The sequence below is a fragment of the Sphingobium sp. genome (assembly GCF_036170395.1).
Lineage (GTDB): Bacteria > Pseudomonadota > Alphaproteobacteria > Sphingomonadales > Sphingomonadaceae > Sphingobium.
Genome location: NZ_JAVHPD010000021.1, coordinates 64,279 through 90,561, shown reverse-complemented (window position 1 = coordinate 90,561; position 26,283 = coordinate 64,279). Strand labels below are relative to the sequence as shown.

General features: G+C 64.7%; 23 protein-coding genes. 8 read left to right on the top strand and 15 right to left on the bottom strand.

All coding sequences use genetic code 11. The annotated features are described in order from the left end of the window. From atpA to V2B31_RS07285, 3 genes are all read right to left on the bottom strand, one after another. Nucleotides 1–893 (bottom strand): F0F1 ATP synthase subunit alpha (atpA, locus tag V2B31_RS07295; protein ID WP_328276919.1); only part of this gene is annotated, 893 nt, incomplete at its 3' end. A 12-nt stretch (nt 894–905) separates the two neighbouring features. Next, complete coding sequence (locus V2B31_RS07290; RefSeq protein ID WP_328276916.1) at nt 906–1,460, bottom strand: F0F1 ATP synthase subunit delta; 555 nt, start codon at nt 1,458–1,460, stop codon at nt 906–908. 204 nt (nt 1,461–1,664) lie between these two features. Next, complete coding sequence (locus V2B31_RS07285) at nt 1,665–3,212, bottom strand: S1C family serine protease (RefSeq protein WP_328276914.1); 1,548 nt, start codon at nt 3,210–3,212, stop codon at nt 1,665–1,667. Nucleotides 3,213–3,328: 116 nt separating this feature from the next. On the opposite strand from V2B31_RS07285, the gene ada reads away from it, so the two are divergent. Both ada and bchE read left to right on the top strand, forming a co-directional pair. Next, entirely contained in the window at nt 3,329–4,393 is a 1,065-nt protein-coding gene (gene ada, locus V2B31_RS07280; protein ID WP_328276912.1) for a bifunctional DNA-binding transcriptional regulator/O6-methylguanine-DNA methyltransferase Ada, read from the top strand. A gap of 94 nt (nt 4,394–4,487) precedes the next feature. Beyond that, nucleotides 4,488–6,032 (top strand): magnesium-protoporphyrin IX monomethyl ester anaerobic oxidative cyclase, encoded by a 1,545-nt coding sequence (gene bchE, locus V2B31_RS07275; RefSeq protein WP_328276910.1) that lies wholly within the window; start codon nt 4,488–4,490, stop codon nt 6,030–6,032. Here the strand turns inward: bchE and V2B31_RS07270 are convergent. Both V2B31_RS07270 and V2B31_RS07265 read right to left on the bottom strand, forming a co-directional pair. Beyond that, complete coding sequence (locus V2B31_RS07270) at nt 5,998–6,156, bottom strand: DUF1289 domain-containing protein (protein WP_328276908.1); 159 nt, start codon at nt 6,154–6,156, stop codon at nt 5,998–6,000. The two genes, bchE and V2B31_RS07270, sit on opposite strands and share 35 nt — an antisense overlap. Then, nucleotides 6,156–8,324 (bottom strand): primosomal protein N', encoded by a 2,169-nt coding sequence (locus V2B31_RS07265; protein WP_328276906.1) that lies wholly within the window; start codon nt 8,322–8,324, stop codon nt 6,156–6,158. The genes V2B31_RS07270 and V2B31_RS07265 overlap by 1 nt, the downstream gene beginning before the upstream one ends. A gap of 84 nt (nt 8,325–8,408) precedes the next feature. On the opposite strand from V2B31_RS07265, the gene fsa reads away from it, so the two are divergent. Next, nucleotides 8,409–9,062 (top strand): fructose-6-phosphate aldolase, encoded by a 654-nt coding sequence (gene fsa / locus V2B31_RS07260; protein ID WP_328276902.1) that lies wholly within the window; start codon nt 8,409–8,411, stop codon nt 9,060–9,062. A 12-nt stretch (nt 9,063–9,074) separates the two neighbouring features. Here the strand turns inward: fsa and V2B31_RS07255 are convergent, their stop codons facing one another. Beyond that, nucleotides 9,075–10,250 carry a vWA domain-containing protein gene (locus V2B31_RS07255; RefSeq protein WP_328276898.1) on the bottom strand — a complete coding sequence of 392 codons (1,176 nt, stop codon included), beginning with the start codon at nt 10,248–10,250 and terminating at the stop codon, nt 9,075–9,077. Between the two features lie 137 nt (nt 10,251–10,387). On the opposite strand from V2B31_RS07255, the gene V2B31_RS07250 reads away from it, so the two are divergent. Next, nucleotides 10,388–11,752, top strand: coding sequence for a methyl-accepting chemotaxis protein (locus tag V2B31_RS07250; RefSeq protein ID WP_328276923.1), 1,365 nt, complete (start codon nt 10,388–10,390; stop codon nt 11,750–11,752). On the opposite strand, the gene V2B31_RS07245 is transcribed toward V2B31_RS07250, so the two are convergent. The 9 genes from V2B31_RS07245 to V2B31_RS07205 all read right to left on the bottom strand — a co-directional run bounded on the left by V2B31_RS07245 (nt 11,740) and on the right by V2B31_RS07205 (nt 20,790). Continuing rightward, nucleotides 11,740–12,594 (bottom strand): DUF817 domain-containing protein, encoded by an 855-nt coding sequence (locus V2B31_RS07245; RefSeq protein WP_328276894.1) that lies wholly within the window; start codon nt 12,592–12,594, stop codon nt 11,740–11,742. The two genes, V2B31_RS07250 and V2B31_RS07245, sit on opposite strands and share 13 nt — an antisense overlap. A 25-nt stretch (nt 12,595–12,619) precedes the next feature. Then, nucleotides 12,620–13,654, bottom strand: a complete 1,035-nt coding sequence (locus V2B31_RS07240; RefSeq protein WP_328276890.1) for a hypothetical protein — start codon at nt 13,652–13,654, stop codon at nt 12,620–12,622. 92 nt (nt 13,655–13,746) lie between these two features. Further along, a complete protein-coding gene (locus tag V2B31_RS07235) occupies nt 13,747–14,160 on the bottom strand; it encodes a GFA family protein (protein WP_328276886.1) in 414 nt (137 codons plus the stop codon). A gap of 3 nt (nt 14,161–14,163) precedes the next feature. Further along, on the bottom strand, nt 14,164–15,009 hold the full coding sequence (locus V2B31_RS07230) for an AAA family ATPase (RefSeq protein WP_328276882.1): 846 nt from the start codon (nt 15,007–15,009) through the stop codon (nt 14,164–14,166). Nucleotides 15,010–15,082: 73 nt separating this feature from the next. Then, nucleotides 15,083–15,763, bottom strand: a complete 681-nt coding sequence (locus tag V2B31_RS07225; RefSeq protein ID WP_328276878.1) for a DUF6975 family protein — start codon at nt 15,761–15,763, stop codon at nt 15,083–15,085. A 155-nt stretch (nt 15,764–15,918) separates the two neighbouring features. Then, nucleotides 15,919–17,967 (bottom strand): RNA polymerase sigma factor RpoD, encoded by a 2,049-nt coding sequence (rpoD, locus tag V2B31_RS07220; protein WP_328276876.1) that lies wholly within the window; start codon nt 17,965–17,967, stop codon nt 15,919–15,921. 44 nt (nt 17,968–18,011) lie between these two features. After that, a complete protein-coding gene (gene dnaG, locus V2B31_RS07215) occupies nt 18,012–19,883 on the bottom strand; it encodes a DNA primase (protein ID WP_328276874.1) in 1,872 nt (623 codons plus the stop codon). Next, nucleotides 19,880–20,278: an endonuclease domain-containing protein gene (locus tag V2B31_RS07210; protein WP_328276872.1), complete on the bottom strand. Its 399-nt coding sequence runs from the start codon at nt 20,276–20,278 to the stop codon at nt 19,880–19,882. Before V2B31_RS07210 ends, dnaG begins: the two co-directional genes overlap by 4 nt. 59 nt (nt 20,279–20,337) lie before the next feature. Next, entirely contained in the window at nt 20,338–20,790 is a 453-nt protein-coding gene (locus V2B31_RS07205; protein ID WP_328276869.1) for a GatB/YqeY domain-containing protein, read from the bottom strand. A gap of 154 nt (nt 20,791–20,944) precedes the next feature. Here V2B31_RS07205 and carA point away from each other — a divergent pair, with 154 nt between their 5' ends. The 4 genes from carA to carB are packed head-to-tail and all read left to right on the top strand — an operon-like array spanning nt 20,945 to nt 26,206. Further along, nucleotides 20,945–22,123 (top strand): glutamine-hydrolyzing carbamoyl-phosphate synthase small subunit, encoded by a 1,179-nt coding sequence (carA, locus tag V2B31_RS07200; protein WP_328276866.1) that lies wholly within the window; start codon nt 20,945–20,947, stop codon nt 22,121–22,123. Further along, nucleotides 22,120–22,488 (top strand): ribonuclease E inhibitor RraB, encoded by a 369-nt coding sequence (locus V2B31_RS07195; protein WP_328276864.1) that lies wholly within the window; start codon nt 22,120–22,122, stop codon nt 22,486–22,488. The genes carA and V2B31_RS07195 overlap by 4 nt, the downstream gene beginning before the upstream one ends. Nucleotides 22,489–22,496: 8 nt before the next feature. Then, a complete protein-coding gene (locus V2B31_RS07190; protein WP_328276862.1) occupies nt 22,497–22,871 on the top strand; it encodes a hypothetical protein in 375 nt (124 codons plus the stop codon). After that, on the top strand, nt 22,871–26,206 hold the full coding sequence (gene carB / locus V2B31_RS07185) for a carbamoyl-phosphate synthase large subunit (protein WP_328276860.1): 3,336 nt from the start codon (nt 22,871–22,873) through the stop codon (nt 26,204–26,206). The genes V2B31_RS07190 and carB overlap by 1 nt, the downstream gene beginning before the upstream one ends. Nucleotides 26,207–26,283 lie beyond the last annotated feature (77 nt).

The following is a 26,283-nucleotide window of genomic DNA, read 5'->3' as shown; positions in this document are numbered from 1 at the left end:
ACGTCGCCCGGATAGGCTTCGCGGCCCGGCGGGCGGCGCAGCAGCAGCGACATCTGGCGATAGGCGACGGCCTGCTTGGACAGGTCGTCATAGACGATCACGGCGTGCATGCCGTTGTCGCGGAAGAACTCGCCCATGGTGACGCCGGTATAGGGCGCGAGATACTGGAGCGGGGCGGGCTCCGAAGCGGTCGCGGCGACGACGATGGAATATTCCATCGCGCCATTTTCTTCGAGCTGCTTGACGATCTGCGCGACGGTCGAGCGCTTCTGGCCGACCGCGACATAGATGCAGTAGAGCTTCTTGCTCTCGTCGTCACCCGCGTTGATGCCCTTCTGGTTGATGAAGGTGTCGATCGCGACGGCGGTCTTGCCGGTCTGGCGGTCGCCGATGATGAGTTCGCGCTGGCCTCGGCCGACGGGGACGAGAGCGTCGATGGCCTTGAGGCCGGTCTGCACCGGCTCATGCACCGACTTGCGCGGGATGATGCCCGGCGCCTTCACTTCGACGCGCTTGCGTTCGGTATAGGCGATCGGTCCCTTGCCGTCGATCGGGTTGCCCAGGCCGTCCACGACGCGGCCCAGCAGGCCCTTGCCCACGGGCACGTCGACGATGGTGCTGGTGCGCTTGACGGTGTCGCCTTCCTTGATCTCGGCGTCCGAGCCGAAGATCACGACGCCGACATTGTCGGCTTCCAGGTTCAGCGCCATGCCCTGCACGCCGTTGGCAAACTCGACCATTTCGCCCGCCTGGACATTGTCGAGGCCATGGACGCGGGCGATGCCGTCACCCACGGTCAGCACGGAACCGACTTCGCTCACCTGCGCTTCGGTGCCGAAATTGGCGATCTGGTCCTTGATGACCTTGGAGATTTCTGCGGCGTTGATGTCCATGATGTGAGCCTTTTAGCCTTTCATCGCCTGGGCGAGGGTGTTCAGTCGGGTTCGGATGGAGCTGTCGATCATCTGGCTGCCGATCTTGACGACCAGCCCGCCCAGGATCGCGGGGTCGACCTTCGTTTCGAGCGACACGTCGCGGCCGACGCGGGCGCGCAGGCTGCGCTGAAGCGCCGCGACTTGATCGCTGTCAAGCGGGTGGGCGCTAGTCACCTCGGCGCGCGCCTCGCCCTTGTGATTCGACAGCAAAGTCTCATAGGCGCGGATGACAGCGGGCAATTGCGCGAGGCGGCGGTTCTGCGCCAGCACACCCAGAAATTTCGTGGTGAGGCTGTCCAGCCCCATGGAGGAAGCGACCGCCTCGATCGTCTTGCCCGCTGCGTCGCGGCTCAGGACCGGGCTGTTGATAAGACCCTTGAAGTCCGCCGACTGCGCGATCGCCGCTTTCAACGCCGCAAGGCTGCCAGCCACTGTGTCGAGCGCGTTAGAATCGCGCGCCAGATCGAACAGCGCCACTGCGTAGCGGCCGCTGAGACTGGCCTGAATACCGCCGCTCGTCTCCACGCTTCTACCGTCCTCCAATTGACGGACCGGCGTGATCGTCCATGCCGGTCATGCAAAAAGGGGGCGCGGTCTGTTGCCGTCCCGAGCCCCTGTCGCCCGGCCGGTTAGCAGTGCGATTATGACTATGCAAGTCATGTGACGCGATTCGATCTTAAGTGGCAAATAGCCTGTGTTTAGCGGACTGACGCAGCGGCCTGATGACGGTCAGGGCGCAGGATTGGCCGGATCGAGCCGACCTTTCTGGCATAGATAGACGATGCGTTCATTGGGCTGGGCGGGAAGCAACGCTGTCACATCTCCGCGCAGCGCCGCCACCCGCGCCAGCAGGTCGGTGTCCGCGCTACAGCCCTCGATCGGCTTGTCCCTGGTGAGCGCGCGCAGCTTCTCCATCGTGTCGAGATCGGGCAGCCAGCGCTGGACCCGCAGCGTGCCGCTCGCCGGGTCGAACCGGCTGTCGGTCACATAATTGCCTTCGGTCGGGATGGCGGTGCGCTGCCATTGCGATCCGTTCGCCACATATTGCGTATCGCCATCGACGCACCCGCCCTCGGCCCAGTTGAAGCCGATGTCATTGGGCTGCGATATGGTGAGGCGGCTGCGGTTAAGGTCCACCTTGCAGACATTGTCCCCCGCCCAGGCGAACGCTCCGTTGCTGGTGACGCCATTCTCATCGGGCAGCTTCACCCGCTCGTCGATGCTGGAGAAGCTCGGCCGCAGAAAGAAGAGGCCAAGCGCCGCCAGCAGCGCCACCCCGCCGCCGGCCAGGAACCAGGTCGCCTGTTTTTCCTTGCCCTGCGTGTAGAACAGCCCGCCCGCGCACAGACCCAGCACCGCAAGCGCCAGCAGCACCGCCGCGCCCGCCATCGCATTTTCGCGCGCGGTGATGACGTCCCGCTCGGCATCGTCGCGCGCCTTCGTCAGCGCCCGCTCGCGCGCCTGGCTCACCGCCCGCTCCTTCTGCTCGCTCGCCTGCGCCTGCCGCTGCGTCAGCGCGGCTTCGGCCGCATCGGCCTCCGCCATCGACCGGCACGGGACGACCGTATGCAGCGAGGAAACCCCCGCCTGCCGCAGGAAGGAGGCGATCTCCCGCCACGACACGGCGAAGCCGAATTCGGCATCATTGCCGTCCGACACCGACCCGAAGCTGTTCACCCCCAGCACCCGCCCGCAATCATCCACCAGCGGCCCGCCGCTGTTCCCGGCGGCGAGCGGCGCTGTGTGCAGGATCGTGTCGAAACTCTGGCTCGCGCGGCCCGAAGAGATGTTGCCGCTGGTCTTGACTGTCGCCAGCGGCTCGACCAGCTGCTTGAGGCCGAGCCCCTGCGCCCGATCGACTGCGCCGGGATAGCCGATCGCGGTGACATGCTGCCCGTCACTGACCGCGCCGGCGAAGAATGTGCTGACCGGCAGCCGTCCTTCCTCCAGCTGGATGAGCGCAAGGTCGTTGCCCGGCGAATAAGCGATGATCCGCCCGCCATAGGTCTTCGTGCCCTCGGACGGGATCACCCCGATCACAAGGTTCTTTTCCTCGCGCGCCAGTTCGACGACATGGGCGTTGGTCAGTATCTTGTCGGGCGCGACGGCGAAGCCGCTGCCATGGCCGACGAAATAGGCGTCCGATCCGTCCGTCGCCACCAGCGCCACACGCACCACCCCGCGCGCGGCGGCGGCGATATCCTGTTGCTCGGCCCGCGCCGCGGCAGGAGCGAGCAGGGCCAGGAGCAGGGCGACACGGCGAAGGAAGGCATTCATCGTCGCGCATTCATATGCGAAGCGGGCGGGCGCGCAATCGGTAAAAGGGGAACGCGCCCGGTTTGGCCGCAAGGCGCGGGAAGCATGGCGCGCGCCCGCGCTTTATAGCATAGGCCATGAACCAGATGACCGCCCTCGTGCCCCCTCCGCCCGTCCTGCCGGATGCCGACACCTGTTGGGACGCCTTCCTGCGCCGCGACCGTGCCTTTAACGGCCTGTTCGTCGGCTGCGTCGCCTCCACCGGCATCTATTGCAAGCCGAGCTGCGCCGCCCGCCACCCCAAGCGGGAGAATATGACCTTCCTGCCCGACGGCGCGGCGGCGCGCGCGGCCGGATACCGCGCCTGCCTGCGCTGCCGCCCGGACGAGCTGGGGCGCGATCGCATTGCGGTGGCAGCCGCCATCGCTTTCCTCCGCGACGCTGAGGCGGTGCCCGCCCTCGACGCGCTCGCCGCGCATGTCGGCTACGCCCCGCACCATTTCCACCGCCTGTTCAAGCGCGAGACCGGCCTCACCCCCGCCGCCTACGCCCGCGCCCTGCGCGCCGAGCGGCTGAAGGCGGCGTTGACAAGGGAGGACAATGTGACCGACGCCATTTACGACGCGGGGTACAGCGCCCCCAGCCGCGCCTATGCCGACGCGCGCGCGCATCTCGGCATGACGCCCAGCGCCTGGCGGGATGGCGGGCGCGGCGTCGTCATCCGCTGGCGCGTGGTGGACAGCAGCCTGGGACCGGCTTTGGTCGCCGCAACCGACAAGGGGCTGTGCCGCATCAGCTTCGGCGAAGGCGAGGCGGAACTGCGGGCGCGCTTTCCGAAGGCAGAACTGCGCCCTGCCGACGCCGCGCTCGACGCCATGGCGGCGGCGGTCGCCGCGCTGATCGATGATCCGGCGGCTGTGCCCGACCTGCCCCTGGACGTGGCCGGCACCGCCTTCCAGCAGGCAGTCTGGGCCGCCCTGCGCGCGATCCCGCCCGGCGAGACGCGCAGCTACGCGCAACTCGCCGCCGCCGTCGGCCGCCCCGCCGCCACCCGCGCGGCCGGCAGCGCCTGCGGCGACAACAGCCTCGCCGTCCTCATCCCCTGCCACCGCATCCTGCGCAGCGACGGCGGCCTCGGCGGCTATGCCTGGGGCCTGGAGCGCAAGCAGGCGCTGCTCAATCGGGAGAGGGGCGGCGGCTAGGCTTCTCCTCTCCGGTTTGCCCAAATGTCTGTCGCTTGAAGCCGTCATTGCGATACAGGAGGCGATCGGGAAAAGGGTTTCAATCTTGCGAATCTTGTTGGTCAATGTTCCCCATCCGGCGATCGGCAGCCGGATACCAAGGGAACAACTGCCGCCGCTGGGTCTGCTTTATATCGGCGGATCGCTCATCGATAGCGGCCATGACGTGACGTTGCTCGATGGCGAGCATGGTCCTGTTCCGCTGCCGAAGCTCGTCGAAGACATTGTCCGACACGCGCCGGACGCCGTTCTGTTCGGTCATTCCGGCTCCTCCTCGGCGCAGCCCATCATCAGCGCGGTGGCGGCGGCCGTAGCCAAGGCGCTGCCAGAAGCATTCATCCTCTACGGCGGCGTTCATCCCACCTATTTCTGGCGGGAAATCCTCGCAGCCGAGCCCTATGTCCGCGCCATCGTGCGCGGAGAAGGCGAAGAGACGGTTCGTCGCCTGATCGCGGCCTTGCAGGCAGGGGCGGCACTGGACAACATCCCCGGCATCGCGTTCCGACAAGGCGACGAGATAGTCGGAACGTCTCCGGCTGCGGTCATCACCGACCTTGACGCATACAGAATAGGCTGGGAACTCATCGATCACCGCCGCTACAGCTATTGGGGCGGCAAGCGCGCCGTCGTTATCCAGTTCTCGCGCGGCTGCCCGCACCTTTGCAATTATTGCGGCCAGCGTGGCTTCTGGACCAGGTGGCGACATCGCGACCCTGTAGCTCTGGCCCGCGAGATCGCCTGGCTTCATCGCGAGCATGGCGTGGAAGTGTTTAATTTCGCGGACGAGAATCCAAGCGCCGGCCGCAAGCCCTGGAAGGCGTTTTTGGAGGCTCTGATCGCAGAAAATATCGAAGTCACTCTCGTGGGATCAACCCGTGCCGATGATATTGTGCGCGATGCCGACATACTCCATCTGTACAAAAAGGCCGGGTTTGAACGCTTCCTGCTGGGGATGGAGAATACCGACGAAACCACGCTGGCGCTGATCCGCAAGGGCGGCGCCGTCGCCACCGATCGGGAGGCAATCCGGCTTCTGCGCGAACATGACATTTTATCGATGGTCACCTGGGTTGCGGGCTTTGACGATCAGACCGACGCCGACCTGTTTCGCGGCCTGCGCCAACTGATCGCCTATGACGCCGATCAAATACAGGCGCTCTACGTGACGCCGCATCGCTGGACGCCCTATTATCGACTGGCATCGGACAAGCCAGTCGTACAGCTCGATATGACCAAATGGGATTACAAGCATCAGGTGCTGGCAATGCGCACCATGCCGCGATGGCGGCTATTCCTTTGGGTCAAACTGATCGAAGCCGTGGCGCAATTGCGGCCACGCGCGGTGCGCCGCTGGCTCTGGCATCGAGACGCCAAGTTACGCCATGCCATCCGCTGGTATTATCGGATGGGGCGGCGGGTATGGGTTCACGAGATCCTCTCCTTCCTATTTCGGGACCGCCCTTGCACCGAAGTGCGAACCGTAGCGCAGCATCTGGGCGCGCCGCAGGATCACGAGGAGGAGGCCTCGATCGTCGTTCATCGCCCTAGGAAGGCTGCTCCGGTTGCTACCTCGGCGGCCAATCCCGCACCCGCGCCATGACCGCTGCGCGCTCGGCGTCGGTCATGCTGCTCCAGCGCGCGATTTCGTGGATCGTCCGGCCGCAGCCCGTGCAGGACCGCTTCGCTCCGTCCAGCGCACAGAGGTTGCGGCAGGGCGTCTCCATCACATGAAGCTGTAGGGATCGACGTCCACCGCCACCCGCGTCGCCGATTTCCAGGCGAGATTGCCCAGCCACTCGCGGATCGCGCCCTGCACGTCGACCTGCCGGCTGGCGTGGATCAGCAGCCGGTGCCGGTGGCGCCCGCGCAGCACGGCAAGCGGGGCAGGGGCAGGGCCGTAGACGCGCATCCCCTCGATTACCGGCGCCGATTTGCCGATCAGCCGCGCGGTCTGCGCCGCTTCGTCGGCATCCTCGCTCGACACGATGATCGCGGCGAAGCGGCCGAAGGGCGGGGCGTTGGCCCGCCTGCGATTTTCCGTCTCCACGGCATAGAAGCGCTCGCTGTCGCCGTCGATCAGCGCCTTGATGACCTCGCTTTCGGGCATCCGTGTCTGGATGAACACCCGCCCCGGCTTCTCGCCCCGTCCGGCGCGCCCGGCGACCTGCACGATCTGCTGGAAGGTCCGTTCCGCCGCACGCAGGTCGCCGCCCTCCAGCCCCAGGTCCGCATCGATCACCCCCACCAGCGTCAGGTTCGGAAAATGATAGCCCTTCGTCACCAGCTGCGTGCCGATGATGATGTCCACGTCGCCCGCCTCGACCGACTTCACGAAGTCCGCGACCTTGGCCGGCGACCAGAGCGTGTCGGATGTCACGATCGCGGTGCGCGCGTCGGGCCACAGCGCCTTCACCTCGTCGGCGATCCGCTCGACGCCGGGGCCGCAGGCGACCAGGCTGTCCTCTTCCTTGCATTCGGGGCAGAAGCGCGGCGCGGGGATTACATGACCGCAATGGTGGCAGGCCAGCCGATGGGTCAGCCGATGCTCGACCATCCAGGCGGTGCAATTGGGGCACTGGAAGCGATAGCCGCAATGGCGGCACAGGGTCAGCGGCGCATAGCCTCGCCGGTTGAGGAACAGCAGGCTCTGCTCGCCTTTTGCCCGCGTCTCGTCGATCGCCTTCACCAGCTCCGGCGCGATCCAGCGGCCGCGCTCGGGCGGGTCGGTCAGCAGGTTGATGCCGTGGATGTCCGGCATCTCCGCCCCGCCATAGCGCGAGGGCAGCTTGATCTCCGCATAACGGCCCAGCTCCACCTGATGCCGCGTCTCGATCGCCGGCGTGGCCGACGCCAGGATCACCGGGAATTTCTCTATGAGGCCGCGCATCACCGCCACGTCGCGGGCGTGGTAATGAACCCCATCCTCCTGCTTGAAGCTCGCCTCATGCGCTTCGTCCACGACGATGAGGCCGAGGTTAGGATAGGGCAGGAACAGCGCCGACCGCGCCCCTACCACCACCTGCGCCTGTCCGCTCGCGATGGCGCGCCAGGCTCGCCGCCGCTCGCTCTGGCGCAGCCCGCTATGCCAGTTAACCGGGATCGTCCCGAACCGTTTCTCGAACCGCTCAAGGAACGGCTCGGTCAAAGCGATCTCGGGTAGCAGCACCAGCACTTGGGCGTCCGCGCGGATCGCCGCCGCGATCGCCTCGAAATAAACCTCGGTCTTGCCCGATCCCGTCACGCCATCGAGCAGGAAGGGCGCGAAGTCGTGGGCGCGCACTGCGTCGGCCATTTGCCTTGCCGCCGCCGCCTGTGCCTCGGATAAAGCGGGCGGTGCATGATCGGGATCGGGGGTGGGGAAGGGCGTATCGACGCTCACCTCCACCGCCTCGAAAATATCCTGTTTGATGAGGCCCCGGATCACCGCGTCGCTCACCCCGCCGATCATCGCCAGTTCGCGGATCAGCCCTTGGCGCTCGCCAATCCTTTCAAGAGCCTGCGCGCGCTGCTCGGTTATGCGCTCGGGCACCGCGCCGGTCGCGCGATATTCGATCACCGTCCGCGCCCCCTCCAGCGCCGACATGGAGGACAGCGCCATCCGCAGCACCGCAGCCGGGGGGCTGAGATAATAGTCCGCCGTCCATTCGATCAGCCGGCGCAGCGGCTCCGGGATCGGCGGCGCGTCCACCAGCTCCAGCAGGTTGCGCAGGCGATTGTCGCCCACGCTTTCGACATCGGGGAAGCGATCCTCCTCCCACACCACGCCGATCAACTGGCGCGGCCCCAGCGGCGCGACGACGATGCTGCCCGCTTCCACCCGCATCCCGTGCGGAACGCGATAGTCGAGCGGACCAAGGGCGGCGTTGAGCAGAAGGACACGGGCGCGGGACATTTCTCTGCCCATGTAGGACAGCAGGGGCGGGGGACGCTATAGCCCCTGCCAACGAATCACTTTTCCGCGTAAGGGCAGCCTCTCATGAAATTCTTCGTCGACACCGCCGACATCGCCGAAATCCGCGAACTTGCAGCCACCGGCCTGCTCGACGGCGTCACCACCAACCCGACCCTTATCCACAAGTCGGGCCGCAAGTTCATGGAAGTGATCGCGGAAATCTGCGGCGTGGTGGACGGCCCCGTCTCGGCCGAAGTCGTCGCGCTCGATCATGAGACGATGATGAAGGAGGCCGAAATCCTGCGGAAGATCGCGGACAATGTCTGCATCAAGGTGCCGCTGACGATCGATGGGCTCAAGACCTGCAAGGCGCTGACTGATGACGGCACTCTGGTGAACGTCACGCTCTGCTTCTCGGCCAACCAGGCGCTGCTGGCGGCGAAGGCCGGCGCCAGCTTCATTTCGCCCTTCGTCGGCCGTCATGACGACAACAGCTTCGACGGGATCAAGCTGATCGAGGACATCCGCCTCATCTACGACAATTATCAGTTCGACACCGAAATCCTGGCCGCGTCGCTGCGCCACCCGATCCATGTGCTGGAATGCGCAAAGATCGGCGCCGATGTAATCACCGCTCCGCCCTCGGTCATCAAGATGCTCTCGAAGCATGTCCTCACTGACAAGGGCTTGGAGGGCTTCGCCGCCGACTGGGCGAAGACCGGCCAGACGATCCTCTGACCTTCGGCGCGTTTAGCGCTTGCGCGTGAGTTCCCGCATGGCCGCGTCGATCCCGGCGATGGTCAGCGGGAACATGCGATCGTTCATCAGCTCGCGGATCATCTTGGTCGATTGGCTATAGCTCCAATAGGCTTCCGGCGTGGGATTGAGCCAGACCGTTGCGGGATAGGTATGCGCGACCCGCTGGAGCCAGACCGCGCCGGGCTCCTCGTTCATATGCTCGCCAGACCCGCCCGGATGGCTGATCTCATAGGGGCTCATCGCTGCGTCGCCGACAAAGATGACCTTATAATCATGCCCATATTTGTGGAGGATGTCCCACGTCGGCGTCCGCTCTGAAAAGCGGCGGCGATTATCCTTCCACACCCCTTCGTAGAGGCAGTTGTGGAAGTAGAAGAATTCCATATTCTTGAATTCCCCGGTCGCGGCTGAAAATAATTCTTCCGTCAGCGTGATGAACGGGTCCATCGATCCGCCGACGTCCAGAAACAGCAATAACTTGACCGCATTGTGCCGTTCGGGCCGCATGCGAATGTCTAGCCAGCCCTGCCGCGCCGTCCCCCGGATCGTCTCATCGAGGTCCATCTCGTCCGCAGCGCCCTCGCGCGCGAAGCGGCGCAACCGGCGCAGCGCTACCTTGATGTTGCGGGTGCCGAGTTCGCGCGTGTTGTCGAGATTGGCGAATTCGCGCTTCTCCCACACCTTGATCGCTCGCTTGTGGCGGCTTTCCCCGCCGATCCGCACGCCCTCGGGGTTATAGCCGCCATGGCCGAAGGGGGACGTGCCGCCGGTGCCGATCCACTTGCTGCCGCCCTGGTGCCGCTCCTTCTGCTCCTCCAGCCGCTTCCTTAGCGTCTCCATGATCTCGTCCCAGCCGCCCAGCGACTTGATCTTCTCCATCTCCTCGGGACTGAGATATCTCTCGGCGACGAGGCGCAGCCATTCCTCGGGTATCTCGGTCTCGATCCCGTTGCCGCCGATCACCCCCTTGAATACCTTGGCGAAAACCTGGTCGAAGCGGTCGAGCAGCCCTTCGTCCTTCACATAAGTGGCGCGGGCGAGATAATAGAAATCCTCCGGCCGCCGGGCGATGACGTCGCGGTCGAGCGCTTCGAGCAGCAGCAGATGTTCCTTGATCCCGGCCGGGATACCGGCGGCGCGCAGCGCGTCGAGGAAGTTGAGCAACATGGCACTGCTTGTCGGCCAGCGTCGCCGCCGATGCAAGCCACACCGGTTGTCCGAATATTAAGTGTTGCAGTGCATGGTTAATGCGTCACTATCCTCGTGACGGGGGCAGCAGCGGGGCGGGCTTGGAAAACAGGGATTTGCTGGCGGACCTGGGGGAAAGGTCCGGCGACATCGCATTGCAGTGCAGCGAAACGGCTGGATATCTGAGCGAGCTTAACCGCCGCATTCAGGGCGACCGCGCGCATCTGGACGAATTGCAGGCGCATATGGACCGGCTGGCGGCCAGCCAGTCGGAAAGCGTCGCTGCGGCGCAGGAACTCAACCTTACCGCCCGCCGCGCCGGCCGGATCATCGCCGAAGGGCATGAGGTGGTCGGCCTGTCGATCAACGAAATTGCCGGGCTGGTCGACCATGTGACGGGGCTGGAGGGGCATCTGCGCCAATTCCTCGCGGTCATCGAAGCAGTCGGCGGCATATCCGACCAGCTAAGCGCCATCGCCCGCCAGACGCGCCTGCTGGGCGTTAACGCCGCGATCGAGGCGGCGCGCGGTGGCGAGGCGACGCAGGGCTTTGCCGTGGTCGCCGACGAAATCCGGCGTCTGGCGGGGCAGGCGGGCGATTATGCCGCCTCGGTCGGCGATAAGCTCGGCCAATTGGATCAGGACGCGCGCACGTTGATCGGCGGAGTCGAATCGAACATCGTGCGGGGGCGAGATGTCGGCACCCATATCGACCGGCTACGGCTCAGCATGGCGGAGATCGCGTCGCTCGTCACGCAGTTCGGCGACCGGTCGCAGGCGATCGTGACCTGCACCGACGCTGCCGATGGGGACGTGGCGGCATTGCGGCAGGGGCTCGGCAGCTTCAGTCGCTCGGCTGGCGAGAGCGCCACGCGGGTCGATGGCGCGCGCGCGCAGCTCGAACAGCTGGAGGGTATGGCGAACGCCATGCTCAACGGATCGGCCCATGGACCGCAGCAGACGCGCAACAGCCGCTACATCGCGCTGGCTGAGGATGGCGCGGCGGAGGTCAGCGCCGTGATCGCGCAGGCGCTGGAGGAAGGCGCGCTGACCCTCGATGCTCTGTTCGACACCGACTATCAGCCCATCGTGGGCGCGGACCCGATGCAATATCTGAACGACTTCACGGCCTTCGCCGACCGGCGGATACAGCCGCTGCTCGATCGTCACACGGCGCAGGATGCGGCCGTCGTGGGCTGTTGCCTCATCGACATGAACGGTTATCTGCCGACCCATATCAGCCCCCGGTCGCAGCCGCAGCGGCCGGGGCAAGCGGTCTGGAACATGGAACATGCCCGCAACCGGCAGATTTTCATGGACAGCCAGACCCGCCGGGCACTGGATGGGGAGGGGGATTTCTTCCTGTTCACCTACCGGCAGGATCTGGGCGAGGGGCGCTATCGCGCGCTCCGCAGCGTGTTCGTGCCGCTGGTTTTCGCCGGGCGACGCTGGGGGCTATATGAGGTCGGCTATCTGATCTGATCGTCGCGCCGTATTCCATGGACCAGCGATACGAGCACGAAGGAGATAATCATCAGCAGATACCAGCTGCCGAGCTTGGCGATGCTCACCATCTGCCAGCCATGGCGCTGGTCCGGGTAGGTCCAGGCGTTGGCGAAGGTGCCGATATTTTCCGCGAACCAGATGAACAGCGCGACGAGGAAGAAGCCGACCAGCAGCAGCATCCGGCGCGGGCGCCGCCAGGGCGTGTAGATGACCCAGGTCCGCCCGAACAGCAGGATCGCCGCCGCGAACAGTGCCATCCGCACGTCGGGCAGCCAGTGATGGGCGAAGAAGTTGACGTAGATCGCTGTGGCAAGCAGGACGGTTGCCCAGACTGGCGGAAAATGGGTGAAGCGAAAGCCGAAGATGCGCCAAATGCGCGCGATATAGCTGCCCACCGCCGCATACATGAAGCCGGAGAAGAGCGGCACCGCGCCGACATGCAGCAGGCTTTGTTCGGGATAGATCCATGAGCCAGCCTGCGTCTTGAACAATTCCATGATCGTGCCGATGACATGAAAGGCGAAGATCACCTTCGCTTCGGCCCAGCTTTCGAGGCGAAAGGCCAGCATCGCCGCCTGAATGCCGAGCGCCGCGATCGTCAGGAAATCATAGCGGTGCAGCGGCGCATCGAGTGGGTAGAAAAGGTGCGTCGCCAGCAGCAGCGCCAGCATCAACGCGCCGAACAGGCAAGCCCAGCCCTGCTTGAAGCCGAACAGCAGAAACTCGAACGCCCATGCCTGCGGGCCGCGCTTAACATGCAGTCCCTCCAGATGGGCGCGGATACCCGCGAAGCGAGTCGCGCCGGACGATCGGATCATGCGCAGCGCTGGGGCGGAAGCCGCGTCAGCGCGGCGCGGCGGCGGTCAGCCGGCTGACCGTCACCTGCCCATTCGCCGCATATTCGGCCGTGACCTGCGCCTGCGCGGTCTGCGGGTCTTTGCCGTCGATGATCGCGGCGATCTGGCCGGGGCTCGGCACCCTGTCATAGGTGTTGTAAAGATCGGTTTGTCCGACCATGTGGATGGCAAGACTGTAGCCGCGTCCGTCGCTGGTGGGATCGAAGGCGAGGACGGTGCCGCTGTCATCGACCGGCACGATCACCGCGCCGTCGGCGCGCCCCGCTTGCTGGAGCATGTCGAAGCGGCCCTCGCCGCTCGTCACGGTGCCACGAACGCAGAGCGAGTCCTTGCCGTCGCGCGGTATGCGCGGTTCCTGCGTGGTTGTCGGCGCCGCCATTTTGCTAAGCCGGGCGTCGCCGCGATCCGGGCCGGGGCAGGCGGCGAAGCGCGCAGGGGTAGCGGCATGGAGCGACGCGCTATCGTCAAACGTCAACTGCGCCAGCATCCCGTCCAGCCCGGCGAGCACCTCGGTCCGGCGCTCGGTCGGGCCGGTAACGCGCAGCTTGACGATCCAGCGCCCGGCATGGACGAAGCCCGCCGCCGTGGTCAGCGCGCCGTCCGCCGCGTCGTCATACACGGCCCGGATCGCGCGTCCTGGCTGACCGGCGGCGGCGACGCTCGCATAAGCGGTTCGCCGCGTCTTCCCTCCGAACCGCTCCATCACCGCCTTGTCGGTCATGTAAGCGGCAAGCGCCGCATCGGCATAAGTGGGCATATAGACATAAAGCGTCGCCTGGATCGCGCCATCTTCGGACAGATATTGGGCGTAATTATCTACGGCTCGCCCGCCGTTCGAGGCTTCGCCGCTCTTGCTGAGCGATAGGCCGGCCACGGTCTGCGGCAGCGACACACCGGCCGCGTTGGCGCGGATCATGGTCTCGTTCGGCGTCCACGCTTCCGCATCCTTGCCCGCCTGCGCCAGAGATGGCGCGGTGACGCCCAGGAAGGCGGACAGCAGGATCAAGGCGCGCTTCGGCATTGGCATCCGTCTCCAGATCAGACCGTCTTGGCGCGGCCTCATTTTCTGGGATTGGAGGCTATCGCCTGAACCGACGCGCGCAAGCGGCTTTTTCAGGTGACGGGCGGAATTTGCGCCGGATAATGGGGCAGATCGGGGTCGAGATGCGCCCAATCAGGCGCGGCACTGGTCCAGATCACTGCCTGCGGGGCGATCAGCGCCGGGTCGTCGAGCGCGCCTGCGCGGATGAAGGTCAGGTGCGGCCGCGATTCGGCGAGGCTGAAGACAGGTGTCCCGCATTCGGGGCAGAAGCCGCGCCGCATCGACGTGCCGCTGTCGGCGGTGCTGGCATACCAGCTCAGCTTTCCCTCCGTTGTCACCTTGTCGGACGGGAAAGCGACATTCACCGTAGCCGATCCGCCGCCAAGATATTGGCACAGCCGGCACCAGCACATGCGCGCCGCGATCGGATCGGCGTCGATCGTGATGCGGACCTGGCCGCAAAGACATCCTGCTGCGTGCGGCATCGCTCAGCGCCCCTGCCGCCGCGCCATGAAGGCGAGGCGCTCGAACATCATCACATCCTGCTCGTTTTTCAGCAGGGCCCCGTGCAGCGGCGGGATCGCCTTGGTTGGATCGCTGTTCTGGAGCACATCCAGCGGCATGTCCTCGTTCAGCAGCAGCTTCAGCCAATCGAGCAGCTCGGACGTGCTCGGCTTCTTCTTGAGGCCAGGAATGTCACGAATTTCGTAGAATATGTCCATCGCGCGCGACACAAGGATCTTCTGGATGCCGGGAAAATGGACCGCGACGATCCGCTCCATCGTCTCTCGATCGGGGAATTTGATGTAATGGAAGAAGCAGCGGCGCAGGAAAGCGTCGGGGAGTTCCTTTTCATTGTTGGAGGTGATGACGACCACCGGCCGCTCCGCCGCCGCGATCGTGTCGCCCGTCTCATAGACGTGGAAGGCCATGCGATCGAGTTCCTGGAGCAGATCGTTGGGAAATTCGATATCGGCCTTGTCGATCTCGTCGATCAGCAGGACGGGCAGGCGGGGCGATGTGAACGCCTCCCACAGCTTGCCCTTGCGGATATAGTTGGCAATGTCGTGCACGCGCGGATCGCCGAGCTGCCCGTCGCGCAGCCGAGCGACGGCGTCATATTCGTAGAGCCCCTGATGCGCCTTGGTCGTCGATTTGACATTCCATTCGATCAGCGGGGCGTCCAGCGCATTGGCGATTTCCTGCGCCAGAACAGTCTTGCCGGTGCCCGGTTCGCCCTTCACCAGCAGCGGCCGGCGCAGCAGCACGGCGGCGTTGACCGCAACCTTCAGATCGTCGGTGGCGACATAATCCTGCGTGCCTTCAAACCGCATATTCGCTCGTCCACTCCGTTGCCATTGGCAACCGGACTAGGGAAAGCGGCGGAGCGGCGCAATACGGAAAGGGTCAGCCCTGTCGCGCGCGCAGGTCGGCGCGCGCGGCGAGCAGATCCCAGAGGCCGCGATGCTGGTTGAGGAGCTGGCGCGCCCCGAACTGGATCGCGCGATCGATGGCGTCATCCCCGCCCACAGCGCGTGCGACCGTCAGCGTGGCGGCGCGGTCGGGCAGGGTGCAGGTCTGCGGTTCCAGCCCCGCGCGGATCGCTGCCATGTCGAGCACATGGCGCACCGCGCGCCAGTCCAGCACCAGGGCCATGGCCGCGCCCATCGCGCAGCCGCGCCGGTCGGACTGGGCCAGCATGTCGAGCGCGTGGCGCTGCTGGCTGACCACCGTCTCGCAATCGGCCTGGCCGGCGGTGCTGGGAGCGGGGCCGGCGGCGACCGTTACCTGCGTTAGATAGGAGCGCTCCCGCGCGAAGCCGTCCGCCGCCTCGATTAGCCACTGGCGCGCGTCATTGTCGGCGGATCGGGTGGCGGCATGGTCGATCACGCCCGGATGCCGGCCATGGAGCAGACAAAGATAATAAGCCGCGTCGGCCAGATCGGCGAGCGAGAGGAGCGCCTCGCGCGATACGCCGGTGCTGGCGCGGGTGGCATAAGCGTGGGCCGCGGTCCCGTCGGCGGCCACCAGCGCTTCCAATATGCGCGCGATGTCGCCGAACTGATATCGCGGTGCCGCTTCACTCATGCCGAACCCCTGTGCTGCCCCACATGAGCGGGGTTTAAGCGGCACCATAGGCGATCGGAGTAAACGTCCGGTGTATAAATACGGAAAGGGCGGCCGTGTAAGCCGCCCTTTTGCGTCGATGATGGTTAATTCGGCTTTACCGATCCGCTTTTATTTCACTGGTCGAGGAAAGAACGCATCTTCCGCGACCGGCTCGGATGCTTGAGCTTGCGCAGCGCCTTCGCCTCGATCTGGCGGATGCGCTCGCGGGTCACGCTGAACTGCTGGCCGACTTCCTCCAGCGTATGATCGGTGTTCATGCCGATGCCGAAGCGCATCCGTAGCACGCGCTCCTCACGCGGGGTGAGGCTGGCAAGGACGCGGGTGACCGTTTCCTTGAGGTTCGCCTGGATCGCGGCATCGACCGGGATGATCGCGTTCTTGTCCTCGATGAAGTCGCCCAGATGACTGTCCTCCTCGTCGCCGATCGGCGTTTCGAGGGAGATCGGCTCCTTGGCGATCTTCATCACCTTGCGCACCTTCTCCAGCGGCATGGAGAGGCGCTCGGCCATCTCCTCCGGAGTCGGCTCGCGGCCCTGCTCATGCAGGAACTGGCGGCTGGTGCGAACCAGCTTGTTGATCGTCTCGATCATATGGACCGGGATGCGGATGGTCCGCGCCTGATCCGCGATCGATCGGGTGATCGCCTGCCTGATCCACCAGGTCGCATAGGTGCTGAACTTGTAACCCCGGCGATACTCGAACTTATCGACGGCCTTCATCAGGCCGATATTGCCTTCCTGAATAAGATCAAGGAATTGCAGGCCACGGTTCGTATATTTCTTGGCGATCGAGATGACGAGGCGCAGATTCGCCTCGACCATTTCCTTCTTCGCGATCCGCGCCTCGCGCTCGCCCTTCTGCACCATGTTGACGATGCGCCGGAACTCGCTCAGCGACATGCCGGTCGCCTGCGCAATCTCGCTCACCTCATTGCGGATGCGATCGACCGCACGCCCTTCGGCGGCGGCGAAGGCGGCCCATTTCTTGTCGAGCCCCTGCACCTTGTCGAGCCAGCCATCGTCCAGCTCATGATTGACATAGCGGTCGAGGAAATCCTTGCGGCTGACCTTATGGCGCTCGGCGAGGCGAAGCATCTGACCACCGAGTGCGGTCAGGCGGCGGTTATAGGCATAGAGCTGATCGACCAGATATTCGATCTTCTGCTGGTGGAACTGAACGCTCTCGACCTCGGCGGTCAGGCTCTCTCTCAGGGCTTGATAATCGTCCTCCGCCTTCTGGCTCAGTGTGTCGCCATTCGCCATCGCGGTGATGCGCGCTTCCTGCGCCTTGGAAAAGCTGCGGAAAATTTCCGTGATGGTCGCGAATTTCTCCAGCGCCATCGGCTTCAAAGTCTCTTCCATCTGCGCGAGGGAGAGGGTGTTATCCTCCTCATCATCCTCTTCCGCCCGGCGGGTGCGGCGCTCGGTCAGCCCGTCCTCATCCTCATCGGCGTCGGCGGGCTCTTCCTCGGGCTCCTCCTCTTCCTTGAAGCTGGGGCCGGCGGTCTTCTCGCTAATCTCGCCGTCATCATCCTCGGCGCCTTCCTCCAGGCTTTCCGGGGCAGGGTCTTTCGAGAGCATGGCGTCGAGATCGAGAATCTCGCGCAGCTGCATCTCGCCATTGTTGAGCGCGGTCGACCATTCGATGATCGCGTTGAAGGTGGTCGGGCTTTCGCACAGCCCCAGGATCATCGTGTCGCGCCCGGCCTCGATCCGCTTGGCGATCGCGATCTCGCCCTCGCGGCTGAGCAGTTCCACCGCGCCCATCTCGCGCAGATACATGCGCACCGGATCGTCGGTGCGATCGACCGTTTCCTTCTTCTTCTCGGTAACGAGCTTCGGGCCGTCGTCCTCGGCGCCGTCGTCCGCCGTCTCGTCGTCCGAATCGTCGCGCTGATCGTCGCCGTCCTCGCCCGCTTCCTCATTCTCGACGATATTGACGCCCATTTCGTTGAGCGCGGCCATGATGTCCTCGATCTGGTCGGTGGACATCTGATCCTGCGGCAGGGCGTCGTTCAGCTCGTCATAGGTCAGATAGCCGCGCTTCTTCGCGCGCGCGATCAGCTTCTTGACCGACGCTTCGTTGAGGTCGAGCAGGGGGGCGTCGCCGCCATCCTCCCCATCGCCCGCGCCGTTATTCTTGCTGTTCGCCTTGGTCGCCATCTATTCGCCTTAACTCCGCCGCCCCATGTCAGGGCGGTGCCATGTCATATATTCTCTGCGGGCTGCGCCAGTTCCGCCAGCCGGCGATCGTGATCGGCCTTTAGCGCCATTATGCGCTGCTGCTCAGCGAAATTTTCCTCGCTGACGTCACTCTCGAACCGCTTCGTCGCCTCCACCAGCGCCATGTCCAGCTCCGGCCCCTGCGCCATCACCCGAATGGCCTCCTCCAGATCGCGCGCAACGCGATCCGGGTCGGCGGTCATCCTGTGCGGGGTGAGTGTGAACGTGTCGGCCCGGAGCATTCCCCTGGCCCTATTATACACTTCACCTTCGCCCAATATGGTAAGGAGGGCCTGCGTTTCAACTGTTTCTTTGTGGAAGGAGCAACGGATCATCGCCGCGAGCAGATCGGCCAGCACCGGATCGGCGATCGTAAGGCCAGCCAGCATCTCCCGATGCGGCGCGATCTGCTCGGGATGGCGCAGCAGGCTGGCGAGCGTCGCACGCAGCAGCCTTTGCTCCATCCCGCTCTGCCCGATCGCGCGGGCTTCGGTGCCAGCCGGCGGCAAAGGCGGCCTCCAGTTACCGCGCTTGTCGCGCTGCCAGCGCTGGTTCGCGCCGGCGGCTGCGCGCTGCGCCGGCGTCGAGTCACGCCGGGCGAAGAAGAGGGCGTCATAACGCTGGCGGAACTCGTGCGCATAATGGGCGCGCACGTCGGGATGCTGGATCGAGTCAGAGAGGGCGCGGAGCCGCTGCTTGAGCGCCGCCTTCTGCTCGGGCGTATCGAGCGGTGCGGCGGCGACCTCATGGCTCCAGAGCCGGTCGATCAACGATTGCGCTGCGCCCAAAACGCTCTCCATCGCCGCAGCGCCCTTGTCGCGGATCAGGTCGTCGGGATCTTGCCCCGTCGGCAGCGTGGCGAAACAGAGGCTGTGCCCCGGCCGCAGCAAGGGTAGCGCCCGGGTCGCCGCGCGGATCGCGGCCTTCTGCCCCGCGCTGTCGCCGTCGAAGCAGAGGATCGGCACCTCGACCATTTTCCACAGCCGTTCGATCTGATGTTCGGTCAGCGCGGTGCCGAGCGGGGCCACAGCATCAGCAAACCCCGCCTGCGCCAGCGCGATCACGTCCATATAGCCTTCGACCACGATCACACGGCCGCTCTGTCGGCTGGCGGGCGACGCCTTGTCGATATTGTAGAGGGTTCGCCCCTTGTCGAACAGCGGCGTGTCGGGCGAATTCAGATATTTGGGCTCGCCCGTCCCCAGGATGCGCCCGCCAAAGGCGATTACGCGCCCACGAATGTCGCGGATCGGGAGCATGAGGCGGCCCCTGAAGCGGTCGTAGGCGTCTCGCTCCCCATCTGGGTCGATCAGCAGCCCCGCTTCGACCAGCATCGGCTCGCCAAATTCGCCGAGCGCGTCTTTCAGCTTGCCCCGTGCGTCCGGCGCATAGCCGAAGCCGAAGGCCCGCCGCGTCGCCTCGCTGATCCCGCGTTTCCCCAGATAGGTACGCGCCTCGCCTCCATCGACCCCGCCAAGCTGCGCCTCGAAAAAGCCCTGTGCCGCCGCCATCGCATCATGCAGCCCCTTCGCTTGCTCCGCCCGTTTCGCCGCGCGGGGATCAGGCGCTGGCACGTCCATGCCGGCGGTAGCGGCCAGTTCCTTCACCGCCTCCATGAAGGGCAGGCCGCGATGCTCGGTCATCCAGCGGATCGCATCCCCATGCGCGCCACAGCCGAAACAATGGTAGAAGCCCTTCTCATCGTTGATGGTGAAGCTAGGCGTTTTCTCGTTATGGAAGGGGCAACAGGCTTTATATTCGCGCCCGGCTTTTTGCACCTTCACAGTGCGGCCGATAAGGGTCGATAACGCCGTGCGCGCCCGTAACTCGTCCAGCCATTGCGGGGTGAGGCTCATGACTTATCGCGAAGAAAGCTCCCCTCCCGCCTGCGGGAGGGGTCGGGGGAGGGCATGTCGGCGATCACGCCACCAATCTCCGCAATGACGCCATCCAGATTGTTCAATACGTCATTATTCCAGAAGCGGACCACGCGGAAACCCTGCGCCTCTATATAATTTGTCCGCTCTGCATCGGCTTCATCGCTATGCTGTCCGCCGTCAACCTCGATCACCAGCCCGATAGACCGCGCCACAAAATCGCAGATAAAGGGGCCGATCGGCACTTGGCGATTAAAACGAACGCCACGCACTTTCCGTGCGCTGATGGCCTGCCAAAGCGCGCGTTCAGCATCCGTCGCATTGTTGCGGAGGGCGCGCGCTTTCATGGTCGGGCGGGCATAGCCTTTATCCATCGACCCTCAACATGCCCTCCCCCGACCCCTCCCGCAAGCGGGAGGGGAGATGCCTGACTTTAAGCAAGCGCTGCCTTCACCAGCCCGCTCGCCTTGCTCATGTCGATGACGCTGCCGTGGCGTTCCTTCAGCACCGCCATCACCTTGCCCATATCCTTGACGCTGCTCGCGCCGACCTCCGCCTTGATGCGCTCGATCGCGGCCCTGGTCTCGTCCTCGCTCATCTGCGTGGGCAGGAAGCTCTCGATCACGTCCAGCTCGGCCAGTTCCTTCGCGGCCAGCTCGTCGCGCCCGCCGCTCTTGAACATCTCGATCGATTCGCGCCGCTGCTTGGCCATCTTCTGGAGCACGTCGACCACCACCACATCGTCGTCCGGCACGCTGGAGGCCACGCGCAATTCGATGTCGCGGTCCTTCAATTTGGCGAGGATCAGGCGCACGGCGGCCAGCCGATCCTTGTCCCCGGCCTTCATGGCGGTGACCTGGGCGCTTTTGATAGCGTCGCGAATCATGGGCGATCGAATCCTGTCTCTGCGGGAAAGAAGCAGATATAGCGGCAAAAGAGATTTTTAACAGACGTTGACCTTGGGGGGGGAGACGCCTACCTGACCGGCCGTTTAACCCGCATCAGACGGGTTCCCGCAAAAGCATAAAGGAACCGCAACCATGGCTGACGCCAAGACCCTCACCGTGCCCAAAGGAGCGACAGGGGTCGTGGTTTTCGCCGATGGTTCCGCCGTGTTCGGCCGCGGCTTCGGCGCTGTGGGCGAAGCAGTGGGCGAACTCTGCTTCAACACATCGATCACCGGCTATCAGGAGATCATGACCGATCCCAGCTATGCCGGTCAGATCATCAACTTCACCTTCCCCCATATCGGCAATGTCGGCACGAACCTGGACGATGTGGAGGCGGACAATCCCTACGCGCTTGGCTGCATCGTCCGGCAGGACGTGACCGCGCCCAGCAATTTCCGCAATGTCGAACCCTTCGACCAGTGGATGCGCGAACATGGCCGCATCGGCCTGGCGGGCGTGGACACGCGCGCGCTCACTCGCCTGATCCGGGTGAAGGGCGCACCCAACGTCGTCATCGCCCACGATCCCGAAGGCGCGTTCGATCTCGAAGCGCTGGCGGCCACGGCGGCAAGCTGGCCCGGCCTTGAAGGCATGGACCTTGCCATCGAAGTGACGGGCAAGGAAAGCCGCCTGTGGAAGGACGGCGTGTGGAAGCTCGGCTTCGGCTATGGGGCAGGGGAGGCGACGGAGGAGCGCCCCCATGTCGTCGCGATCGACTATGGCGCGAAGAACAACATCTTCCGCAATCTGGTGAAGGCCGGCGCGCGCGTGACCGTGCTGCCAGCCACCGCCACTTATGAACAGGTGATGGAGCAGAAGCCCGACGGCGTGTTCCTGTCCAACGGTCCCGGCGATCCTGCCGCGACCGGGGCCTATGCCGTCCCCGTGATCGCGGCGCTGCTGACCGAGAATGTGCCTATGTTCGGCATCTGCCTTGGCCACCAGTTGCTGGGGCTGGCCGTGGGCGCGAAGACGATCAAGATGCATCAGGGCCACAGAGGCGCGAACCATCCGGTCAAGCGGCTGAGCGACGGGCTGGTCGAGATCACCAGCATGAACCACGGCTTTGCGGTCGATGTCGACACGCTGCCCGCCAATGCGCGGGCGACCCATGTGTCGCTGTTCGACGGCAGCAATTGCGGCATCGAACTGACCGACAAAAACGCTTTCTCGGTACAGTACCACCCCGAAGCCTCGCCGGGGCCGCAGGACAGCTTCTACCTGTTCAAGCGGTTCGTGGACGGCCTTAAAGGCCCGGTCGCGGCGTGAGCCAGAACCTGCCCCCCGTCGATGAAGCGCGCCTCGCCGCCGAGTGGGAGGCGGACAGGCAAGTGCTCGCCAATCTCGCCGCAAACGGCGATGTCGCGCGGGTCGCGCGGCCCGTGGATGTCAGCTTCCGGGGCAGCGAGCAGGATTTCGAGCGCGTCCTGACCATCGCGAGCCAGTTCGGCATGGTCGAACTGGACCGGGAGGAAGATGAGGAGGGCGACCTGTTCCTGTTCCTCGAATGCGTGCAGCCGGTCGACGAAGCTTCAATCCGTGCGCTGGCGAAGAAGTGCCTCCAGATCGAAATCCTCTGCGGCGTCGAATATGACGGATGGGGGTGCGAGGCGCAGACGGGGGCGGTGCATTGAGGTCGTGGTTGGTGCCATTCGCCGGCGGGGCCGCACTTTCCGCTTTCACATTTTTGGGAGGGTGGATTGTTCAGCAGATGCGTGCGGAGAAGGCTGTTATCACGCTAGAGTATCGCCGGGCTACGGGATGGGATCCAAAATGGGCGGACGGCAAGACGGACCCCGCGCGTGATGTGGCAAGCGTCAGCGACCATGTTCTGAAGGTCGCGACCAAATGTCGTTTACGATCTTGGCGGCTGGAAACCAACGACACCATGACCGATGTTGATGAAACGGCGTGGTTACGTACCGACGCGGATGCTCTGAGCGATAAAAGCTTCAACTGCATAATGTCCTTTGTCAGCCCGCCTTACGTCCGGCTGTTTCGTGAGAGCCAAAGATAATGCCCAAACGTACCGACATCTCCTCCATCCTCATCATTGGCGCGGGTCCGATCATTATCGGCCAGGCGTGCGAGTTCGATTATTCGGGCACGCAGGCGGTGAAGGCGCTCAAGGAAGAGGGCTATCGCATCATCCTGGTCAATTCCAACCCGGCCACGATCATGACCGACCCGGAATTTGCCGACGCGACCTATGTCGAGCCGATCACGCCCGAAATCGTGGCGAAGATCATCGAGAAGGAACGCCCCGACGCGGTGCTCCCCACCATGGGCGGGCAGACGGCGCTCAACACGGCGCTGGCGCTGTTCAATGACGGCACGCTGGAGAAATATGGCGTCAAGATGATCGGCGCGGATGCCGAAGCCATCGACAAGGCGGAGGATCGCCTGAAGTTCCGCGACGCAATGGACAAGATCGGGTTGGAGAGCGCCCGCTCGCGCATCGCCCATACTATGGAAGAAGCACTGGAAGCGCTTGAATTTACTGGCCTGCCTTCCATCATCCGCCCCAGCTTCACGCTGGGCGGAACCGGCGGCGGCGTCGCCTACAACCGGGAAGAGTTCAAGCGGATCGTCTCCGAAGGGCTGGACGCGTCCCCCACGACCGAAGTGCTGATCGAGGAATCGCTGCTCGGCTGGAAAGAATATGAGATGGAGGTCGTGCGGGACCGCAACGACAATTGCATCATCATCTGCTCGATCGAGAACGTCGATCCGATGGGCGTCCATACGGGCGATTCCATCACCGTCGCGCCCGCGCTGACGCTGACCGACAAGGAATATCAGATCATGCGCAACGCATCCATCGCGGTGCTGCGCGAAATCGGCGTGGAAACAGGTGGTTCCAACGTGCAGTTCGCGGTCAATCCGAAGGACGGCCGCCTCATCGTGATCGAGATGAACCCGCGCGTGTCGCGCTCCTCGGCGCTGGCGTCGAAGGCGACTGGCTTTCCGATCGCCAAGGTCGCGGCGAAGCTGGCGGTCGGCTATACACTGGACGAGATCGAGAATGACATCACCGGCGCGACCCCGGCGTCGTTCGAGCCGACAATCGACTATGTCGTGACGAAGATCCCGCGCTTCGCCTTCGAAAAGTTCAAGGGCGCCGAACCGCTGCTGGGCACCGCGATGAAGTCTGTCGGTGAAGTCATGGCGATCGGCCGCAACATCCATGAATCGATGCAGAAGGCGCTGCGCGGCCTGGAAACCGGCCTGTCGGGCTTCAACGACGTCGATCAACTGGTCGGCGCGCCCAAGGACGACATCGTCGCCGCGCTCGCCCAGCCCACGCCCGACCGCCTGCTGATCGCGGCGCAAGCGCTCCGTGAGGGCCTGAGCGTCGCGGAAATCCACAATATCGCCAAGTTCGACCCCTGGTTCCTGGAGCGCCTCAAGGAAATCGTGGACGCCGAAGCAGAGGTGCTGAGCAACGGCCTGCCCCAGGATGCGGACGGGATGCGCCGCCTCAAATCCATGGGTTTTTCCGACAAGCGCCTCGCTTACCTCGCGCTCAAGTCTGCCAATCTGCGCGGCATGGAGCGCGGCATCGCGCGCGGTTCGGGCCTCATCCACGAAGCGGTCAAGGCGATGACCGGCGGCGTCACCGAAGCTGAAGTCCGCGCGCTGCGCCACAAGCTCGGCGTCCGCCCCGTCTTCAAGCGCATCGACACCTGCGCCGCCGAGTTCGAGGCGAAGACGCCCTATATGTATTCGACCTACGAAGCGCCGCTGTTCGTTGAACCGGAGAATGAATCCGCGCCAACGGATCGAAAGAAGGTGGTCATCCTTGGCGGCGGGCCCAACCGGATCGGGCAGGGGATCGAATTCGACTATTGCTGCGTCCACGCCTGCTTTGCGCTCAGCGAGGCGGGCTATGAGACGATCATGGTCAACTGCAACCCCGAAACCGTCTCGACCGATTATGACACGTCCGACCGCCTCTATTTCGAGCCGCTTACCGCAGAGGACGTGCTGGAGATACTGAGCGTCGAAATGTCGAACGGCACGCTGGCCGGCGTCCTTGTGCAGTTCGGCGGACAGACGCCGCTGAAGCTCGCACAGGCGCTGGAGGACGCAGGCGTGCCGATCCTGGGCACGTCGCCCGACGCCATTGACCTCGCCGAAGACCGCGAGCGCTTCGCCGCGCTGATCGATAAGCTGAAACTCCGTCAGCCCGCCAACGGCATCGCCCGCAGCCGCGAGGAGGCGATCGCCGTCGCCAACCGCATCGGCTATCCCGTCCTGATGCGCCCCAGCTATGTGCTGGGCGGCCGCGCGATGGAGATCGTGGACGGGCAGGCGCAACTCGAGGAATATATCGCCACCGCCGTGCAAGTGTCGGGCGACTCGCCGGTCCTCATCGACCAATATCTGCGCGATGCAGTCGAGGTGGACGTGGACGCGCTCTGCGACGGCGCCGATGTCGTCGTGGCGGGCGTGCTCCAGCATATCGAGGAGGCGGGCGTCCATTCGGGCGACAGCGCCTGCTCGCTCCCGCCCTACAGCCTGTCGGCGGAGGTCATCGCGGAAATCGAACGGCAGGCCGATGTCCTCGCGCGGGCGCTTTCGGTGCGGGGCCTCATGAACATCCAGTTCGCGGTCAAGGACGAGACGGTCTATCTGATCGAGGTCAACCCGCGCGCCAGCCGCACCGTGCCCTTCGTTGCGAAGGCGATCGGCACGCCCATTGCCAAGATCGCCAGCCGCGTGATGGCGGGCGAAAAGCTCAAGGACTTGCCCAAGATCGACCGCAACGCGATTGCGCATGTGGCGGTCAAGGAAGCCGTTTTCCCCTTCGGTCGCTTCCCCGGCGTCGATCCCGTCCTCTCACCCGAAATGAAGAGCACCGGCGAAGTCATGGGAATCGATAGCGACTTCGCCACCGCCTTCGCCAAGGCGCAGATCGGCGCGGGCACCCTGCTGCCGACCAGCGGAACCGTGTTCGTCTCGGTCAAGGACAGCGACAAGCCCGTCATCCTGCCCGCCGTTCAGAAGATCGCGGCCATGGGCTTCACCATCATCGCCACCGGCGGCACCGCATCCTATCTGGAGGCGGAAGGGATCGCTGTTCAGCGCGTCAATAAGGTCGCAGAAGGCCGCCCGCACATTGTCGATCGGATCACCGACGGCGAAGTGCAGCTCATCTTCAACACGACCGAAGGCTGGCAGTCGCTGAAGGACAGCAAGGCGATCCGCACCTCCGCGCTCCGGGCCAAAATCGCCAGCTTCACGACTGCTGCCGCGAGCGTCGCGGCGGCGGACGCGATCGAGGCGTTGCGGGGCCACGCCCTTGAAGTGCGGGCGCTCCAGTCCTATTATCCCCTGTCGCACGCTTGATCCCCTGCACAGGAATGACGCTGCGGGGCGGCTCCACCGAGGGGGCCGCCGAAGGGACGTTTTTGACGAAGGAAGTT